The 17804-nt window shown below is 67.2% G+C and carries 15 protein-coding genes; 11 read left to right on the plus strand and 4 right to left on the minus strand.

The window, feature by feature from the left end:
• Positions 1 to 134 precede the first annotated feature (134 nt).
• The 5 genes from ASF26_RS02785 (at position 135) to ASF26_RS02805 (ending at position 5828) form a co-directional block, all read left to right on the plus strand.
• Positions 135 to 479, plus strand: coding sequence for a hypothetical protein (locus ASF26_RS02785; RefSeq protein ID WP_156462838.1), 345 nt, complete (start codon positions 135 to 137; stop codon positions 477 to 479).
• Positions 480 to 598: 119 nt separating this feature from the next.
• Entirely contained in the window at positions 599 to 841 is a 243-nt protein-coding gene (locus ASF26_RS02790; RefSeq protein WP_056249170.1) for an aspartate dehydrogenase domain-containing protein, read from the plus strand.
• A gap of 158 nt (positions 842 to 999) precedes the next feature.
• The gene (gene secA / locus ASF26_RS02795; RefSeq protein WP_056249172.1) at positions 1000 to 3897 is read left to right on the plus strand and encodes a preprotein translocase subunit SecA; all 2898 of its coding nucleotides are present in this window, start codon (positions 1000 to 1002) and stop codon (positions 3895 to 3897) included.
• 58 nt (positions 3898 to 3955) lie between these two features.
• On the plus strand, positions 3956 to 4795 hold the full coding sequence (locus ASF26_RS02800) for an aldo/keto reductase (RefSeq protein WP_056249175.1): 840 nt from the start codon (positions 3956 to 3958) through the stop codon (positions 4793 to 4795).
• Positions 4796 to 5084: 289 nt separating this feature from the next.
• Complete coding sequence (locus tag ASF26_RS02805) at positions 5085 to 5828, plus strand: cell wall hydrolase (RefSeq protein ID WP_244475810.1); 744 nt, start codon at positions 5085 to 5087, stop codon at positions 5826 to 5828.
• A 10-nt stretch (positions 5829 to 5838) separates the two neighbouring features.
• Here the strand turns inward: ASF26_RS02805 and ASF26_RS02810 are convergent, their stop codons facing one another.
• Both ASF26_RS02810 and ispG read right to left on the minus strand, forming a co-directional pair.
• Positions 5839 to 7791 carry a potassium transporter Kup gene (locus ASF26_RS02810; RefSeq protein ID WP_056249180.1) on the minus strand — a complete coding sequence of 651 codons (1953 nt, stop codon included), beginning with the start codon at positions 7789 to 7791 and terminating at the stop codon, positions 5839 to 5841.
• Between the two features lie 328 nt (positions 7792 to 8119).
• Complete coding sequence (gene ispG, locus ASF26_RS02815) at positions 8120 to 9433, minus strand: flavodoxin-dependent (E)-4-hydroxy-3-methylbut-2-enyl-diphosphate synthase (RefSeq protein WP_187273356.1); 1314 nt, start codon at positions 9431 to 9433, stop codon at positions 8120 to 8122.
• 480 nt (positions 9434 to 9913) lie between these two features.
• Between ispG and ASF26_RS02820 the strand changes: the two genes are divergently transcribed.
• From ASF26_RS02820 to ASF26_RS02835, 4 genes are all read left to right on the plus strand, one after another.
• Entirely contained in the window at positions 9914 to 10975 is a 1062-nt protein-coding gene (locus ASF26_RS02820; protein WP_244475811.1) for a patatin-like phospholipase family protein, read from the plus strand.
• 387 nt (positions 10976 to 11362) lie between these two features.
• A complete protein-coding gene (locus tag ASF26_RS02825) occupies positions 11363 to 12922 on the plus strand; it encodes a CHASE3 domain-containing protein (RefSeq protein WP_348271073.1) in 1560 nt (519 codons plus the stop codon).
• A gap of 71 nt (positions 12923 to 12993) precedes the next feature.
• Positions 12994 to 13635: a sigma-70 family RNA polymerase sigma factor gene (locus tag ASF26_RS02830; protein WP_056249181.1), complete on the plus strand. Its 642-nt coding sequence runs from the start codon at positions 12994 to 12996 to the stop codon at positions 13633 to 13635.
• A gap of 92 nt (positions 13636 to 13727) precedes the next feature.
• Positions 13728 to 14498 carry an anti-sigma factor gene (locus tag ASF26_RS02835; RefSeq protein ID WP_056249816.1) on the plus strand — a complete coding sequence of 257 codons (771 nt, stop codon included), beginning with the start codon at positions 13728 to 13730 and terminating at the stop codon, positions 14496 to 14498.
• A 39-nt stretch (positions 14499 to 14537) separates the two neighbouring features.
• On the opposite strand, the gene ASF26_RS02840 is transcribed toward ASF26_RS02835, so the two are convergent.
• On the minus strand, positions 14538 to 15551 hold the full coding sequence (locus ASF26_RS02840; protein ID WP_056249184.1) for a bifunctional riboflavin kinase/FAD synthetase: 1014 nt from the start codon (positions 15549 to 15551) through the stop codon (positions 14538 to 14540).
• A 277-nt stretch (positions 15552 to 15828) separates the two neighbouring features.
• Here ASF26_RS02840 and ASF26_RS02845 point away from each other — a divergent pair, with 277 nt between their 5' ends.
• Both ASF26_RS02845 and ASF26_RS02850 read left to right on the plus strand, forming a co-directional pair.
• On the plus strand, positions 15829 to 16212 hold the full coding sequence (locus ASF26_RS02845; RefSeq protein WP_018046001.1) for a response regulator: 384 nt from the start codon (positions 15829 to 15831) through the stop codon (positions 16210 to 16212).
• A gap of 55 nt (positions 16213 to 16267) precedes the next feature.
• Positions 16268 to 16807 carry a protein phosphatase CheZ gene (locus ASF26_RS02850; RefSeq protein ID WP_082477486.1) on the plus strand — a complete coding sequence of 180 codons (540 nt, stop codon included), beginning with the start codon at positions 16268 to 16270 and terminating at the stop codon, positions 16805 to 16807.
• A 58-nt stretch (positions 16808 to 16865) separates the two neighbouring features.
• On the opposite strand, the gene ASF26_RS02855 is transcribed toward ASF26_RS02850, so the two are convergent.
• Positions 16866 to 17780 carry a TIGR01459 family HAD-type hydrolase gene (locus ASF26_RS02855; protein WP_056249187.1) on the minus strand — a complete coding sequence of 305 codons (915 nt, stop codon included), beginning with the start codon at positions 17778 to 17780 and terminating at the stop codon, positions 16866 to 16868.
• Positions 17781 to 17804: the final 24 nt, after the last annotated feature.

Consider the following 17804-nt stretch of genomic DNA (forward strand, 5'->3'; position numbering starts at 1 on the left):
TCTGTAGGCGAGAGGTGGCGCGGGCAAGGGCGGAAGACAAGCGCATATGGGGTTTCGGGCGAATCCGTCCGATCACGATAAAGCGGTCTTAAGCCCGCATGCGCCATCCTTTCCGGGTTTCGTGGGAGAGCGGCATGCGGACCAGCACCATCATCACCGCCGCTTGCCTGATCCTGTCCGCCTCGATCACGACGGCGCAGGCCCGGTTCAAGGGCGGGCGCTCCATCTCCGTCTCCCACCCGGCTCCCTCCATCACTCCCGCCCGATCGGCGGCCCTGGGTGCCGGAATCGGCGCGGCGCGGCCCGTCCGCGCCATCGCGGGTGCGACAGAGAATGATACCACAGCGGGACACTCCGTGACCTTGCGCCCGGTCCTCCCGGTCCCCGCGCCGGCGGCGAAGGAGGTCCGCTCGGCCGCGTCATGGTGCGTCGACAAGCGCGTCGTCGGCACCGGCGCGGGTTTCTGTGAGATCAACTGACGCCTGTATGTCCAGCGGCCGGCAGGAAGCTTGACAAGCCAGCGACCGAAGATTTCTCGAGATCGCGCAACAGGGCGTCGAGCCGTGTCAGCCTTCGCCAGTCATGGGGATACCGGCCCTTGTCTCTCCTCTCCAATCTTTCGGCGGCGCGGCCGGATCGCGGTCGGCCGCTCCGTATCGCCCTGGTGGCGGATCCCCGCGCCACCGGCAACGGACATCGCCTCCAGGCGACGGGCGCTTTCGGGACCCTCGACATGAGCATCGAGAATCAGGCCCTGCCGGCCAATCCGAAATCCTCGGAGCTCACGGCCCTGGCTCTGGTGCGCATCATCGAGAACCAAAGAGCCGCTTTGGCGCTTTAGCAGATCGACTGCCGTCCAAAGGCGACGACGGCGGACGCGGCCCCCTTGGCCTTCGGAGTTGAAGGCAGTCCGCCCTTTCGGATGCGCCGTGCAATATTTACCTCTATAAGCCCGGCCAACTCACGCCTTCTGATATTTCGATCGACCGCAGGTTCACGATGCTCGGCGCCCTCGCTAAGAAGATATTCGGCTCGTCCAACGATCGCCGCGTCAAGGGCTATCGCCCCCGCGTCGCCGAGATCAATGCCCTGGAGCCGGAGATCTCCGCCCTGTCGGACGAGGCCCTGCGTGCCCGGACGGACATGCTGAAGGCCGAGCTCGCTGCCGGGAAGACCCTCGACGATATCCTCGTTCCCGCTTTCGCCACCGTGCGCGAAGGGGCCAAGCGCGCCCTCGGCCAGCGCCATTTCGACGTGCAGCTCATCGGCGGCATGGTTCTTCACGAGAGCGGCATCGCCGAGATGCGCACCGGCGAAGGCAAGACCCTGGTGGCGACGCTGCCGGTCTACCTGAACGCCCTGTCGGGCCTCGGCGTGCACGTGGTCACGGTGAACGACTACCTCGCCTCCCGCGACGCGGAGTGGATGGGCCGGGTCTATCGCTTCCTCGGCCTCACCGTCGGCACCATCGTCCACGGGCTCGATGACGAGCAGCGTCGGGACGCCTATGCCTGCGACATCACCTACGGCACCAACAACGAGTTCGGCTTCGACTACCTGCGCGACAACATGAAGTACGAGCTCTCGCAGCTGTCGCAGCGCGGGCACAATTACGCGATCGTCGACGAGGTCGATTCGATCCTGATCGACGAGGCGCGCACGCCGCTCATCATCTCCGGTCCCGTGGACGATCGCTCTGAGCTCTACGTCTCCGTCGACGCGCTGATGCCGCATCTCGAAAAGGAGCATTATGACCTCGACGAGAAGCAGCGCTCGGTCTCGCTCACCGAGAGCGGCAACGAGTTCATCGAGGATCTGCTTCGCGGCGCCGACTTGCTAAAGGAGGGTGACCTCTACGACGCCCACAATGTCAGCCTCGTCCATCACGTGAACCAGGCGCTTCGCGCCCACACCCTGTTCACCCTGGACAAGGACTACATCGTCAAGAACGACGAGGTGGTGATCATCGACGAGTTCACCGGCCGCATGATGCAGGGCCGACGCTACTCGGAGGGCCTGCATCAGGCCCTCGAAGCCAAGGAGCGGGTGACGATCCAGCCCGAGAACCAGACGCTCGCCTCGATCACCTTCCAGAACTACTTCCGGCTCTATTCCAAGCTCGCCGGCATGACCGGCACCGCCTCCACCGAGGCCGATGAATTCGCCGAGATCTACAAGCTCGAAGTCGTCGACATCCCGACCAACAAGGAGGTCGAGCGCGTCGACGAGGATGACGAGGTCTACCGGACGGTGGGCGAGAAGTACGACGGCATCATCGCGGAGATCGAGAAGGCGCATGCGCGCCACCAGCCGATCCTAGTCGGCACCGGCTCCATCGAGAAGTCGCAGCACCTGGCCGAGATGCTCACCAAGGCCGGCTTCCGCCAGCTCGACTATTCCGACCTCAACGCGCTGACCGACGTCTACGCCGCCGCCCGCGAAGGCCGGGTGACGAAGACCTTCGCGGTGCTGAACGCCCGCTTCCACGAGCAGGAGGCCTATATCGTCGCCGAAGCCGGCGTGCCGGGCGCCATCACCATCGCCACCAACATGGCCGGGCGCGGCACCGACATCAAACTCGGCGGCAACCTCGAGATGCGCCTGGAGAAGGAGCTCGCCGGCCTGCCCGAAGGCGCCGAGCGGGACGCGAAGGCGGCGGCGATCAAGGCCGAGATCGAGGAGAACCGCGCCAAGGTGCTGGCCTCGGGCGAGCCGGCCGACCCGGAGGCCGGGCGCAAGAAGGCCCTGCCCGGCGGCCTCTACATCATCGGCACCGAGCGTCACGAATCGCGGCGCATCGATAACCAGCTGCGCGGCCGCTCCGGCCGACAGGGCGATCCCGGCCGCTCGAAATTCTACCTGTCCCTTCAGGACGACCTGATGCGGATCTTCGGCTCCGACCGCATGGATGGGATGCTCACCCGCCTCGGCCTGGAGAAGGGTGAGGCGATCATCCACCCCTGGATCAACAAGGCGATCGAGAAGGCGCAGCAGAAGGTCGAGGCGCGCAACTTCGACATGCGCAAGAACGTGCTCAAGTACGACAACGTCATGAACGACCAGCGCAAGGTCGTGTTCGAGCAGCGTCGCGACTTCATGGGCCAGGACAGCGTGCGCGAGACCGTGGACGAGATGCGTCACGGCGTCGTCGACGATCTCGTCGCCGTCCACGTGCCCGAGAACGCCTATGCCGAGCAGTGGGACATTGAGGGCCTGCGCCTGCGCGTCACCGAGGTGCTGAACCTCGACGTGCCGGTGGAGGATTGGGCCAGGGAAGAGGGCATCGCCGACGAGGAGATGCGCGACCGCCTGCGCACCGCCTCCGACGAGGCCTATGCCGCCCGCACCGAGAAGAACACGCCCGAGGTCATGACCTATGTCGAGAAGCAGGTTCTGCTTCAGACCCTCGACCATCTCTGGCGCGAGCATCTCGTCACCCTCGACCACCTGCGCCAGGTGATCGGCTGGCGTGGCTTCGCCCAGCGTGATCCGCTCAACGAGTACAAGTCGGAGGCGTTCGAGCTCTTCAACGGCCTCGTCGGCAGCCTGCGCGAGCAGGTGACCCAGCAGTTGTCCCGCATCGAGATCACGTACCAGGAGCAGGACTCGCAAGGGGCGAACCCGTTCTCGAGCCCGGAACTGCCGTCCATGTTCGCCCAGCACCTCGATCCCGTCACCGGCGAGAACGAGATGGATTATGCCGGGCGCGGCACGGGCAGCAGCGGCGGCGGCGGGCCGGCCTACGGCTACGCCGCGCAGGCGATGTCCACCGACGCGGCCGTGATCGAGCGCGACCCGAACGACGCCACCACCTGGGGCCGCGTGGGGCGCAACGAGCCCTGCCCCTGCGGCTCGGGCAAGAAGTACAAGCACTGCCACGGCACCCTGACGGCCTGAGGCGCAGCCATACGACCGGACATGCATCCGGCCGTGGGCCATTCGAGGGGAGATCCGAATGCGGCAGGCGACCTTCGGGCCGACCGGGCGGTCCGTCTCCGTCATTGGCCAGGGCACGTGGTATCTTGACGAGGCACACCGGCCCGACGCCGTCGCCGCCCTGCGGCGGGGCCTCGATCTCGGAATGAGCCATATCGACACCGCCGAGATGTATGGCGAGGCCGAACTCGTGGTGGCGGAGGCGATCGCTGGACGGCGCGACGAGGTGTTCCTCGTCTCGAAGGTGCTGCCGAACCATGCCTCGGCCCGATCCGTCGTCACCGCCTGCGAGCGTTCGCTGGCGCGCCTGAAGACGGACCGGCTCGACAGCTATCTCCTGCACTGGCGGGGCGGAACTCCGCTGGAGGACACCATCGGTGCCTTCGAGGGCTTGGTCCGGCAGGGCAAGCTCCTCTCCTGGGGCGTCAGTAATTTCGACGTCCCCGATCTCGAAGACGCTCTCGCCGTGGCCGGCGAGGGCCGCATCGCCTGCAATCAGGTGCTGTATCATCTCGGGGAAAGGGCGATCGAACATGCCGTCCTTCCCTGGTGCGCGGCGCATGGCGTCGCATTGGTCGCCTACAGCCCCTTCGGCCATGACGACTTCCCCGAGCCGGACTCGGCCGGCGGACGCGTGCTCGGAGAGATCGCCGCCGAGACGGGAGCGACGCAGCGGCAGGTCGCCCTCGCGGCGCTGACGCGGTCGCCCTCCGTCCTCGCGATCCCGAAGGCCGCGCGAATCGCGCATGTGGAGGAGAACGCCGCCGCCGGCGAGCTGACGCTGACCGATGGTCAATGGCAGCGCCTCGACGATGCCTTTCCGCGCGGGGCCAAACCCGCGCACCTGCCGATGCTCTGAGGCACGGATCGGGTTCGCCCTGGCCGGAGAGAGAAAAGCCGGGCGTGACCCTCAAGCCACAGCATCGGGAAGATGAGCGAACCTCCCGGACCGTATCCGAAAAGAAACCACATTTCCCGCCGAGCTAGACCGTCCAGGAAACGGACGGGAGCGAGACGGCATGGGGTATCCCCGATCGGCGACGACGGGACTCTACGGGGTCCTGCTGATGACGACGATGGGCCTCGGTGCCTGTAATTCCCCCACCACGACCGGCTCCCTCGGCGGCCCGGGCCTTGCGGCCAAACCCATGGCGGTGAGCGACCAAGAGCGCGACTGTCTCGGCCGCGCCATGTATTTCGAATCGAACCGCAGCGATTCCGAAGGCCTGCTCGCCGTCGGCACGGTGGTGATGAACCGCCTCGAAGCCGCCGCCTTCCCGAACGGCGGCATCTGCGCCGTGGTCGGCCAGCCCCGACAGTTCGCCACCGGCGTGCTCACCAAGCCCATGGCGGAGAAGGACCTGACCAAGGTCGCGGACGCGGCCGATGCGGTCCTGGCCGGCCAGCGCCACCCGAAGGTCGGTCGCGCCATGTACTTCCACACGGCGGGCCGCACGTTCCACTACAACAACATGCATTACGTGGCGGTGGCCGGCGGCAACGCCTTCTACGAGAAGCGCAAGCCCGGCGCCGTGGAGCAGGCCCGGCCGCCGGCCGCCCTGGCCTATGCGGCGGCGGCCTCGGAGGCAGCTCCGGCCGCACCGGTCCAGGCCGTCGCGAATCCTGCTCCCGCCGGTGTTCCGGCGACACCTGTGGCCTCCGCCTTACCGGAGGTGACGGGCACGCAGCCCGCCTCGACGGCTCAGGCGGAACCGGATCGCGCGGTCACCGCCTCCCACTCCGCCGTAGGCCAGGGCGCGCACCTCAAAGCCTCATCGAAGCCGGTGGCGAGAACGCGTGTCGCCGCCCATGCCAAGAGCCCGGCGACGCTGGCGGCCCTTGCCCCCGAGGCGCCACCGCCGCCGCCCGTCATCAACCTGCCGAGGCCGTGACCCGGCCGGTTCAGACGGTGACCTGAGTCCCCACTTCCACGACACGGCCGGTGGGGATCTGGAAGAAGTCGGTGGCGTCGTTGGCGTTCTTGGCGAGCGTGATGAAGATCCGGTCTTGCCAGAGCGGCATACCGGAATGCGCGGCGGGGCGGATCGAACGGCGCGACAGGAAGAACGACGTCGCCATGATGTCGAACTTGAAGCCCTGCTTCTTCAGGAGCGTCAGCGTCCGCGGGATGTTGGGCTGCTCCATGTAGCCGAACTTCATCACGATCTTCGAGAAGTGCGGGCCGATCGGCTCCATGCGGATACGGTCCGCCTCGCTTGCACGGGGGGTGTCCACGGTCTCGACCGTGAGAATCACGTTCTTCTCGTGCAGCACCTTGTTGTGCTTAAGGTTGTGCAGCAGGGCCGCCGGGGCGATGGACGGGTCGCTGGTGAGGAACACCGCCGTGCCGCGCACGTGATGGGGTGGGCTCTTCTCCAGCATGCCCACGAGTTCGAGCAGCGGCACGTCTGTCTTGCGGGTCTTGTTGAACAGGATGTTCACGCCCCGCACCCAGGTCCACATCACGATGATGAGCATCCCGGCCAGCACGAGGGGCACGTAGCCGCCCTCGAACACCTTGAGCAGATTCGAGAGCAGGAACAGGAACTCGATGACGATGAACGGCATGATCGCGGCGGCGGCGGCGATCGGCGACCATTTCCACGACTTCCAGAGCACGATGAAGCCCATGCTCGCGGTCAGCAGCATCGTTCCCGTCACGGCGATGCCGTAGGCGGAGGCCAGGGCCGAGGACGACCGGAACAGGATCGCCAGGACCACGACCCCGATCAGCAACAGGATGTTCACCTGCGGCAGGAAGATCTGGCCGGAATGCGATTCCGAGGTGTGGCGGATCTCGAGGCGCGGAAGCAGGCCGAGCTGGATAGCCTGGCGCGACAGGGAGAACGCCCCGGTGATGACGGCCTGGCTCGCGGTGACGGTGGCGATGGTCGCCAGGATCACCATGGGCAGAAGGCCCCATTCGGGCACGAGCTGGTAGAACGGATCCGTCGTGTCGGGCACGTTGAGGACCAGCGCCGTCTGGCCGAGATAGTTCAGGGTCAGGCACGGCGCCACGAGGCCGAGCCAGGCCACCTGGATCGGCCGGCGTCCGAAATGCCCGAGATCGGCGAACAGCGCCTCGGCGCCGGTCACCGCGAGGAAGACCGCGCCCAGCGCCACCAGCGCCCCGGTGCCGTGACCGAGGAGGTAGTGCACCGCGTACCAGGGATTGAACGCCTGGAAGACCTCCGGCCGCGAGACGATGTGCGGCAGGGCCGCGAGCCCCAGCGCCAGGAACCAGACCACCATGATTGGGCCGAAGAAGGCCGCCACCTTGCTGGTGCCCCGGCTCTGGACCATGAACAGGGCGAAGATGATCGCCACCGTGATCGGCAGCACGTAATGCTCGAAGGCCGGGGTGACGAGCTTCAGGCCCTCCACGGCCGAGAGCACGGAGATGGCCGGCGTGATGACGGCGTCGCCGTAGAACAGAGAGGCGCCGAGCAGCCCGAGCATGAACACGATACGCGACCCGCCCAGCGCCTTGCGGGCCAGGGCCATCAGCGAGAGGATTCCGCCCTCGCCGTTATTGTCCATGCGCAGCAGGATGACGACGTATTTGATCGTGACGATCAGCAGGAGCGCCCAGAGGATCAGCGACGTCGTGCCGAGGACTTCCTCGGTCAGCAGGATGCCGTCCGCCCGCGCCGGGCCGAGCGCCTCACGGAAGGCGTAGAGCGGGCTGGTGCCGATGTCTCCGTAGACGACGCCGACAGAACCGACGACCAGCGTCCAGAAGCTCGTCTTCCCATGCCCGTGATTGCCCGACCCATGCTCGCCCGACCCCGTCTCGGGATGGGCCGCGGGGCCTGGCTGAGCGCCGGGGACGCTCGGGATGGAGGTTTGCGTCATGCGCTGCGATCAGGCTTCTGCGACGGGGAAAGGAATCGAATGGGGAGGCTCGGATTTTTTGGAGCGTGACGTAGCGACGGAGACGGGCGAGCCGTGATCGCTCCCCTGTCCCGCCTCACACGGACACGTCGCGGCCGAACCGGCGGCCGGCCCCTGAGGTACCGGTGCACGACGGCTCCCAGCGCGAAGCATGCCAAAGTCGTATCATGCGGGTGTGACGCCGAGAACGACGATCCCGTGATGTCCGGGAAGGCTTCCCCGGGAAGGCGAGCGAAGTCGCCCCGCGTGCCGGAGCAGCGCGGGGCGACGGGCGTCACGACGGACGGGCTCACTCGGCGGCGGTGCGGGCGCCCTGGCCGAAACGGCGCTCGATATAGTCGATCACCACCGTCTCGAAATCCTTGGCCAGCGTGGCGCCGCGCAGGGTCATCGCCTTCTTGCCGTCGATGAAGACCGGTGCGGTGGGGGTCTCGCCGGTGCCGGGCAGCGAGATGCCGATATCGGCATGCTTCGATTCGCCGGGTCCGTTGACGATGCAGCCCATCACAGCGACGTTCAGGCCCTCGACTCCCGGATAGGTCTTCTTCCATTCCGGCATCGAGGTGACGATCCAGTTCTGGATGTCGCGGGCGAGTTCCTGGAACGTGGTCGAGGTGGTGCGGCCGCAGCCGGGACAGGCGGCCACCATCGGCACGAAGGTGCGGAAGCCCATGGTCTGCAGGAGTTCCTGCGAGGCCTTGACCTCCACGGTGCGGTCGCCGCCGGGCATCGGGGTCAGCGAATAGCGGATCGTGTCGCCGATGCCTTCCTGGAGCAGCACGCCGATGGCCGCGGAGGCCGCGACCAGACCCTTCGAGCCCATGCCGGCCTCGGTGAGGCCGAGATGGATCGCGTAGTCCGAGCGCCTGGCGACCTCGCGGTAGACCGCGATCAGATCCTGCACCGCCGAGACCTTGGCCGAGAGGATGATCCGGTTCTTGGGAAGGCCGAGTTCCTCGGCGCGCTGGGCCGAGGACAGGGCCGAGCGCACCATGGCCTCGCGCATCACGGCGCGCGCATCGATGGGACGCGCGGACCGGGCGTTCTCGTCCATCAGGTGGGTGAGCAGGGCCTCGTCCAGCGAGCCCCAATTGGCGCCGATGCGGATGGTCTTGCCGTAGCGGATCGCCTGCTCGACGATGGTCGAGAACTGTGTGTCCTTCTTCTCCTTGAAACCGACATTGCCCGGATTGATCCGGTACTTGGCCAGGGCCTCGGCGCAGGCCGGGTGATCGGAGAGGAGCTTGTGGCCGATATAGTGGAAGTCGCCCACCAGGGGCACATGGACGCCGATGCGGGCCAGACGGTCGCGGATCTTCGGGACCGCGGCGGCCGCCTCGTCGCGGTCGACGGTGATGCGCACGAGTTCGGAGCCGGCCCGCGACAGGGCAGCGACCTGCGCCACGGTGGCGTCGATATCGGCCGTGTCGGTGTTGGTCATCGACTGGACGACGACCGGGGCGCCTCCGCCGACGGTGACGGCCCCCTCGCCCTCACCCACCGTGACCCCCACCGTGCGGTGACGCGGCGTCGGACCGGCGATCTCCGGGCCGGTAATCGAAATGCCGGGGCCGAACGGATCGGCGGAAGTGGCTTCCATCATGGCGTCCATCGCTGACCTTGCTTATGGCCTGGCCTGCCCTTTAGCGAGCGCCCGGCCATGGTCGTCTGGTATCAAATCCTGCCGATCCTTTGCAAAGATCGGGTGAAGGGTCCCGTGATCGAGACCCCTGCCGGTTAGCTGAGATGGCGCGGCGCATGCGTCAAGTCCGCGTACCGCATGGTGGAACCACGGGGCAGGACGGACCGCGCGCAACACGTTCGCCCAGCGTCGGCTGACATGTCTTATCCCATGGGCGATGTCGAGGGAATTGGCGCAGTGCGACATGTCCGCCATCCGCCATAGGAACGGCCCAAGCGGAACCGATCCATGCAGCCACCGGTTTGCTGCCCTGCGACCTTTGATGCTGCAATGCAGCATGTCCATGCGCACTGTATCGATGCGTCTGTGCAATTCTGCCATGTGGAGCTGACGATGCTCGATTCCCAACAGCCTGCCCCGATCGATTCGCCTTCTACCGATATGGAAGTGGCCCCGCCGCGCCCCGCCTCGCGCCCGCCCGTCAGCCTGGCCGGTCCGAATGCCGAGAAGACCGTCGCGCTGGCCCTGCAGGGCGGCGGCGCCCATGGCGCCTTCACCTGGGGCGTGCTCGATGCCTTGATCGAGGATGGTCGCCTCGCCTTCGAGGCCGTCACCGGTGCCAGTGCCGGGGCGATGAACGCGGTCGTGATGGTTGATGGCTGGATCGCCGGAGGGCCGGAGGGCGCCCGTGCCGCCCTCGACCGGTTCTGGCGCGAGGCGAGCCTCGACGGCGACCTGTGGCCGGCCCAGCGCGGCCTGTTCGACCGGCTGTTCGACTTCTGGAACGAGAACCCAGTCCTGGACTTCTGGACGCGGGCGCTCAAGACCAGCCCCTACGTCTCCAACCCGCTCAACGTGAACCCGCTGCGCAAGGCCCTGGCCAAGCACGTGGATTTCGAGCGCCTCCGGACGGCGGAGACCGCCGGGATCTATGTTTCGGCCACCAATGTCTGGACGGGCAAGCTCGCCGTCTTCGAGCGGGATTCCCTCAGCATCGACCATCTGATGGCCTCGGCCTGCCTGCCGACGGTGTTCCAGGCGGTGGAGATCGACGGCGTGCCCTATTGGGACGGCGGCTATCTCGGCAACCCGCCGATCTACCCGCTCTTCCACGGGGCCCGGACCCGCGACGTGGTGCTGGTGCAGATCAATCCGGTGGAACGCCGCGAGACCCCTCGCTCGCGCGAGGAGATCCAGGACCGGCTCAACGAGATCACCTTCAACGCCAACCTGATGCGGGAACTGCGCGCCATCGATTTCGTCGACGGGTTGATCGAGGACGGCGTGCTCGGCCGCAACGACTACCACCGCATGCTGGTCCATCGCATCGATGGGACTGGGGCCCTCGACGATTACAAGGCCTCCTCGCGGATGGATGCCCGGATCCGCGTGTTCGAAGGGCTGCGCGACAAGGGCCGCGCGGCGGCGCAGGCTTGGCTCGCCGAGCATTACGAAGGCATCGGACGAACCTGCACGCTGAATCTCAAGGCTACCTATCAGTAGGGTTCCGGCTGGTCGGGCTCGCGGGTCGATCGATCATGGCAGCAGGGTGGCATCGGCACGGCAACGCCTCACCTTGCTTAGATATCTATATCGTAGCGGGTTTTATGGCATAAAACCGGCAACACTTTTGCGAAACCTGCTTAGTTCGTGGGAGATCTCGGTTCTAAAATAGAAAATTAATGCCGACACGACATTCTCCGCGGCGCAATCGAGGCCGAGCAAGTCGGCGCCTCGACGCCCCGGAGCTCCGTCGTCATGTTGTCGTGGATCGTAGGTCTAAAAATTGCCGTGAAAATCGGTGTCGCGATGTCCTTCGCAGTCGCGATTAGCATCGGGGTTTCGATGGTGTCGCTGACGACCCTTGCTACGATCGAGCAGACCGAGTCCTTGACGGATCATACGCATCAGGTCCTGAGCGCGGTCGATCGGCTCAGCGGCGCGATGGTCTCTGCTGAGACGGGCGTGCGCGGTTATCTGCTTTCGGGAGACGAAGCCTTCCTCGCCACCTACAATACCGCTGGCGAAGCCTACGTGGCGGCCCTCGCGGCGGCCAAGCGCCTCACGGCGGACAACGCGGCGCAACAGGCGCGGCTCGCGGCCTACAACGCTCTGGGTCACCGATGGAACAACGAGGTCGCCTTGCGCGAGATCGCCCTGATGCGCGATCCCGCGACGCAGGCCGAGGCACGCCAGATCGAGATTTCAGGGACCGGCAAGGCGGCGATGGACGGTCTTCGCGTCCTGGCCGGCGAGATCGCGGCCGTGGAGACTGCGCGGCTGAGTGAGCGTACCGCCGCCTCCCAGGCCGCGATCGCCTCTTCGCGCAGGGCCAGCTTCGCCGGCCTCGGTCTCATGATCCTCGCAGCGCTCGCCTCGCTGCTGCTCCTGCATCTCGGCATAGCCCGCCCGATCCGCGGCATGACCGCCGCGATGACCCGGCTCGCCGCCGACGACGTCTCGGCTGAAATTCCCGGTGCGGGACGCCGGGACGAGGTCGGTGCGATGTCCGCAGCGGTGCAGATCTTCAAGGACAACATAATCCGCTCCAAGGCTCTGGAAGCGGAAGCCGCTGTGGCGCGCGCCGACACGGAGGTGCTGCGCAAGGTGACAATGAGCGATCTCGCCGGGTCGTTCGAGACCGCCATCGGTGGCATCATCCGGGCGGTCGCTTCGTCCTCGACCGAGTTGCGGATGACCGCCGAGAGCATGAGTTCGGCCGCGACCGAGACGGCAAGCCAATCGACGACGGTCGCGATCGCTGCGGGCCACGCCGCCTCGAACGTCACCATGGTCGCTGCGGCGGCCGAGGAACTCGGCTCCTCGATCACCGAGATCGGCCGCCAGGTTCAGTCCTCGGCCGACCTCGCCGGTTCCACCGTGTCCGAGGCGGCCAAGACCGCCGGACTGGTGCGGACCCTGCGCGAGGGGGCGGCCCGGATCGGCGATGTCGTCGGGCTGATCAATAGCATCGCCGCGCAGACCAACCTGCTGGCGCTCAACGCCACTATCGAGGCGGCGCGGGCCGGCGATGCGGGCCGCGGTTTCGCTGTGGTCGCGTCCGAGGTGAAGGAGTTGGCCGGCCAGACCGCGAAGGCCACGGAGGAGATCGCCCGCCAGATCAGTGCGATCCAGGTCTCGACCGGCGAGGCGGCTACGGCGATCGACTCGATTTCAGGACGGATCGACGAGATGAGTAACGTGGCGTCAGCGATCGCGGCGGCCGTCGAGGAGCAGGGCTCGGCCACGCAGGAGATCGTGCGCAACGTCGGGCAGGCCGCCCAGGGGACAGAGCGGGTGACGCTCACGATCACCGGTGTCGCCAATGCGGCCGAGGGCGCCGGCGCAGCAGCGGCGCAAGTCCTCGTTTCCGCCTCGGAACTGTCGGTCCAGGCCGAACACCTCGACGTCCAGGTGCGAAACTTCCTGGACACGGTTCGGGCGGCCTAAATATCGAAGCGACCTATCGATAGCGTGCTGCTCGGTCGGATTAGCCGGCCGGGCTCGCGCGTTAACTGACCATGACGGCCGAACCCACTCAGACCGCCTCCGCTTCCTCCATCGTCGACCTTCTGGTCCCGCTGCGACGCTATGCGCGTTCGCTGACGCGCGACGCGCTGAAGGCAGACGACCTCGTCCACGATACTCTCGTCCGCGCGCTGGAATCCGGTCTCTCCGTGAGGCCGAACACCAACCTGCGGACCTGGATGATGACGGTGCTGCACAACGTCTTCATCGACGACCAGCGCCGCAAGCGGGTGGAAGCCCGCCATGCCGAAGCCCTCGTCCAGATGGGTGACGAGAGCGTGCCGCCCGCGCAGGAGGGACAGGTGCGTCTCGCACAGATCCGTCAGGCCTTCCTGACCCTGCCGGAGGAGCAGCGCGCCGCGCTCCACCTCGTGACCCTCGAAGGCATGGCCTATGCCGATGCAGCGGCCGTGCTCGGAATTCCCATCGGCACGCTGATGTCCCGCCTCGGTCGCGGTCGCGCCGCCCTTCGCGCCTTCGAAGAAGGCCAGACCGGCCGCAGTCGCTCCGAATCCTTGCCGGGTTCGGGGACGGCCAGACCCGAGCGACCGCATCTGCGCCTCGTCAGCGACTGGAACGGCCAGGATGCCCGGCAGGACATCCGGCTCGGGTCGAAAGCCATTGGCGGCTCGTAACAGCGCAGAATTCGAGGGTATTCGGTTCCTCCGAGTACCAGGACTGTATGGAAGCCTCGCCGTTTCCGATCGTTGAACTGGATACGACCGTCATGATCGACCCGATCACCGACAGTGACCTCGCCGCCTTCGTCGATGGCCAGCTCGACGTCATGCGCCGGCTCGAGGTGGAAGCTCATCTCGCCCGCACGCCGGAGGCGGCGGCGCGGGTGATGGCCGAGATGCATGACAGGGACGCCCTGCGCCAGGCCTTCTCGCAATTGCCGGGACCGGGACCGGAGCGCAACCGCGCGGCCGCCCGCCGCCTCGACCGGTCCATGGCCTGGCGGCGCGTGGGCGAGCGGCTCAAGCGGGCGGCGGTGATCGTGCTTCTCGTGGGTGCCGGCTGGATCGCGCATTCGGATACCGGCGTGTTCGGCGTGCCCGACACCTTCGCCGCGCCGGTGGATCCGGCCCTGATCGCCGATGCGCGCCAGGCGAGAGAGGTAGCCCAGATCCGCGTCCGTCTCGGCTCGCCCGCCTCGCCGAGCTACGACAAGGCTGGCATTTCCAGCGCCACGGGCATCGTCCTGCCGGACCTTCCGGGGGATTGGTCGGTGCGCGACGTCCAGATCGTGCCCGCGCGTCACGGCGCAGGCGTCGAGGTCGTGATCGACACCCCCGATCTCGGCGAGATCTCCCTGTTCGCGGCACGGGGCACCAACGAGGCGGCCTTCACCGGAGAGGTGACGAGCCCGGGCGACGGCGAGACCGTCTACTGGACGGCGGGTCGCTCGGTCTATGCGCTCAGCGGCAACGGCCAGCAGGACGCCCTGCAGCAGGCGGCCCGGCGCCTCGCCTCGATCGATCCCGCCAAGCGCTGATCCGCCGGATGGCGCGCCCCGGCCGTCGCGCGTCGGATCTCAGCCAATCATCGACGGAACGCGGTCGTTCGCGATGAGCGTGCGCGCCTCGGCCGCATCCACATCCATCCTGGCGATCAAAGCCTCGGCGCCGGAGAAGCGTTCTTCGCCGCGGATGTAGCCGAGAAACTCCACAGCGATGGTCCGGCCATAGAGATCGCCCGAGAAACCGAACAGGTTGACCTCGAGCAAGGGCGCGCCGTCGTCGAAGGTCGGACGACGGCCATAGCTCGCTACGCCGTCCCGCACCGTTCCATCGGGCAACCCGATGCGGACGGCATAGATTCCGTGAGAGAGGGCACAATCGGGCAAAGCCACGTTCGCCGTGGGATAGCCCAGCGTCCGGCCGCGCTTGTCGCCGTGCCGGACGTCTCCGCAGACGAACCAGCGGTAGCCGAGAAGCCGGTTCGCGCGGACGACGTCGCCCTGTCGCAGGGCTTCCCGGATCGCGCTCGACGAGACGGGAGCCTCGCCCTCCCCGATCGAGACCGGGGGGATGATCCGGCATGCCAGGGAGGCTTCGGCACAGAGCCGGGCCAGCACCTCCGGCGTTCCCTCGCGTCCCCGCCCGAAATGGAAGTCGTGGCCGATCACGACGCCGCTGAGGCCGAGATCGCGCGCGAGCAGGCCGTGGACGAACTCGGCGGCAGTGGTCCCCGCCATGAGAGCGTCGAAACGGCGCACGATCAGGCCGTCGAGACCGAGGCGGGCGAAGACGATTTCCTTGGCGGCCGGTCCCGTCAGCCGGAACATCGGCAGGTCGGGCGCGAAATAGGCGCGCGGATGCGGTTCGAAGGTCAGCATCACCGCCGGCACACCGCGCCGGTCGGCCTCCTCGCGGACGGCCTCCACGAGAGCGCCGTGGCCCCGGTGAACGCCATCGAAATTGCCGATCGCCGCGATGGCCCCGGCAAGGGCCGCCGGCACCGCTTCGTCCTCGCGGCAGATCGTGAAGGGCCGCCCCGACGGGGAGGCGGCTCCGGGGCGCACAAAAGGATCGTCGGCTGGCGCCATCGGGTTCAAAGGGTCTCGAAGAAGCTGCGGCCGAAGCGGCGGCCGTGGGGGATTCCGCGCGGGAACCTGTCGAAAAGCCGGAGGGGGGTCAAGGGAAGCGGCCACCCCATCGACGGGGGATGCGCGATCCACTGCGCAGTTAACCGCTTCGCAATGCTGGGCGAGGTACTTTCACGGACGAGAGGCGGCGCGAGGCGGCGCTTCCCCCAATTCTTTTGCCACTTTCCCGGTTCGCGGCATGCCGCACCGGCCCTGCACCGACGGAGCACCCCGACCCATGGCCCTCGATCTCGGCATGCCGATCCTCGTCGTGGACGATTATCAGACGATGGTCCGCATCATCCGCAACCTGCTCAAGCAGCTCGGCTTCGAAGAGGTCGACGATGCCTCCGACGGGACCGCCGCCCTCGCCCGGCTGAAGAACCGCAAATACGGCCTCGTGATTTCCGATTGGAATATGGAGCCCATGACCGGTTACGAGTTGCTGCGCCACGTGCGTGCCGACGAGGCCCTGCGCACCACGCCGTTCATCATGGTCACCGCCGAATCGAAGACCGAGAACGTGATCGCGGCCAAGAAGGCCGGCGTGAACAACTACATCGTCAAGCCCTTCAATGCGGCGACGCTGAAGAGCAAGATCGAGGCTGTCTGCGGCGCTTGAGCCGCAGACCCGATCTCTTTCTTCGGCGACTCACAGCATCGTGGAGCGACAGGCGATGGCCATGGCGGAAAAGGCACGGACGGCCAGCCCTGACCCGGCATCGACGCGACCGTCGCTGATCCGGGAGTTGGTCGAGATCGCCGACTACATCGCGCATGTCCGTAGGGAGATCGCGGCCCTGCGGGCGAACGAGCTCACCCGTGACCGTCTGCCAATGGCGCATGAGGAACTCGGCAGTGTCGTCGAGGCAACGGCGGGGGCGACGAACTCCATCATGAATGCAGCCGAGGAAATCCTCAGCCTGCCCAACGACAAGAATTACCGCGCCGCCGTCGAGGCACGGATGAACGACATCTTCGAGGCCTGCACGTTCCAGGACATTACCGGCCAGCGGATCGCCAAGGTGAGCGAATCCCTGCGCCAGCTCGAAGGCCGCCTCACGCGTTTTGCCGCCGCGGTGAAGGCAAAGGATGAGGGCGGCGTCGACCCGGCCGAGGTAGAGCGCCGGGTGCGAGCCGAACTCCTCCTCCTCAACGGACCGCAGATCAAGGGGCCCGCCACAGCCCAGGACGAGATCGACGCCCTGTTCTCCTGATCGGCGGGTCTCGCCGCTTGGGGCCCATGAGATCCGGGGCCGATGAGATCCGGGAACGCTACCAGACCAGCCGCTCTATGACGGCATCCGGGCGCACCTCCTGCCGGGCGAGCCATTCGGACACCTCGCCGAGCGTGTCGTGTTCGGCGAGGACGCCCAGTTCCTCTGCGTGGATTCCGCGCGCCACCAGCAGGTTCGGGATGCCGTAGGCCGCCGCCCCCGCGATGTCGGTGCGCAGGGCGTCACCAACGGCGAGGACGCGGGCGACGTCCGGCGCGGAGCCACCGTCGAGCTCCGCCGCCATGGCGAGCGCCGCCTCGTAGACGGGGCGGTACGGCTTGCCGGCATAGGTCACCGCGCCGCCGATCTCAGCATAGGCCTGTGCGATCAGACCGGCGCAGGGGATCAACTTCTTCTCGCGCTCGACCACGAGGTCGGGATTGGCGCAGATCATCGGCACGTCCCGTGCCCGGAACCCGGCCAGCGTCTCGCGGTAATCCTCCGCCGTCTCGGTCGTGTCGTCGAACAGGCCGGTGCAGACCACGCGATCCGCCTCCCCGGCCGCCACGAGGCGGATGTCGAGGCCATCGAAGATCGTCGCGTCGCGTTCCGGCCCGAGATGGTGGATGCGCTCGCCCGGATGCTCCGCGATCAGCCGCCGGGTCAGATCGCCGGAGGTGAGGATGGCGTCGTAGGCCTCGCGCGGGACGCCGTAGCCGTCGAGGATGGTCCGGACGCCGGCCCAGGGGCGGGGCGCGTTAGAGACCAGGATGACGCGCCGCCGGCGACCGTCCTCGGGCAGGGTGCGGAATCGGATCAGCGCCTCGCCGGCTCCCATATGGGCCCGCGTCCCGTCATGCAGGACACCCCAGACATCGCACAGTATGAGGTCGTAGCGCTCGGCGACGGCGGAAAGCCCGCCCAGAATCGGCACCGGCGCCGAGGATGCGGCGCGCGCGATCGTTTCGCTCATGAATCTGGCCTGACTGGCAAGGTA

The sequence above is a fragment of the Methylobacterium sp. Leaf93 genome (genome assembly GCF_001422345.1).
GTDB classification, from domain to species: Bacteria; Pseudomonadota; Alphaproteobacteria; order Rhizobiales; family Beijerinckiaceae; genus Methylobacterium; species Methylobacterium bullatum.

What these genes read in the sequence shown, in the direction of transcription:
- ASF26_RS02805 (WP_244475810.1), top strand. Translation starts at nt 5,085, where the DNA reads ATGGCGGTGAGCGACCAAGAGCGCGACTGTCTCGGCCGCGCCATGTAT.
- ASF26_RS02820 (WP_244475811.1), top strand. Translation starts at nt 9,914, where the DNA reads ATGGAAGTGGCCCCGCCGCGCCCCGCCTCGCGCCCGCCCGTCAGCCTG.
- ASF26_RS02785 (WP_156462838.1), top strand. Translation starts at nt 135, where the DNA reads ATGCGGACCAGCACCATCATCACCGCCGCTTGCCTGATCCTGTCCGCC.
- ASF26_RS02845 (WP_018046001.1), top strand. Translation starts at nt 15,829, where the DNA reads ATGGCCCTCGATCTCGGCATGCCGATCCTCGTCGTGGACGATTATCAG.
- ASF26_RS02835 (WP_056249816.1), top strand. Translation starts at nt 13,728, where the DNA reads ATGATCGACCCGATCACCGACAGTGACCTCGCCGCCTTCGTCGATGGC.
- ASF26_RS02840 (WP_056249184.1), bottom strand. Translation starts at nt 15,551, where the DNA reads ATGGCGCCAGCCGACGATCCTTTTGTGCGCCCCGGAGCCGCCTCCCCG.
- secA (WP_056249172.1), top strand. Translation starts at nt 1,000, where the DNA reads ATGCTCGGCGCCCTCGCTAAGAAGATATTCGGCTCGTCCAACGATCGC.
- ASF26_RS02855 (WP_056249187.1), bottom strand. Translation starts at nt 17,780, where the DNA reads ATGAGCGAAACGATCGCGCGCGCCGCATCCTCGGCGCCGGTGCCGATT.
- ASF26_RS02800 (WP_056249175.1), top strand. Translation starts at nt 3,956, where the DNA reads ATGCGGCAGGCGACCTTCGGGCCGACCGGGCGGTCCGTCTCCGTCATT.
- ASF26_RS02830 (WP_056249181.1), top strand. Translation starts at nt 12,994, where the DNA reads ATGACGGCCGAACCCACTCAGACCGCCTCCGCTTCCTCCATCGTCGAC.
- ispG (WP_187273356.1), bottom strand. Translation starts at nt 9,433, where the DNA reads ATGATGGAAGCCACTTCCGCCGATCCGTTCGGCCCCGGCATTTCGATT.
- ASF26_RS02810 (WP_056249180.1), bottom strand. Translation starts at nt 7,791, where the DNA reads ATGACGCAAACCTCCATCCCGAGCGTCCCCGGCGCTCAGCCAGGCCCC.
- ASF26_RS02850 (WP_082477486.1), top strand. Translation starts at nt 16,268, where the DNA reads ATGGCCATGGCGGAAAAGGCACGGACGGCCAGCCCTGACCCGGCATCG.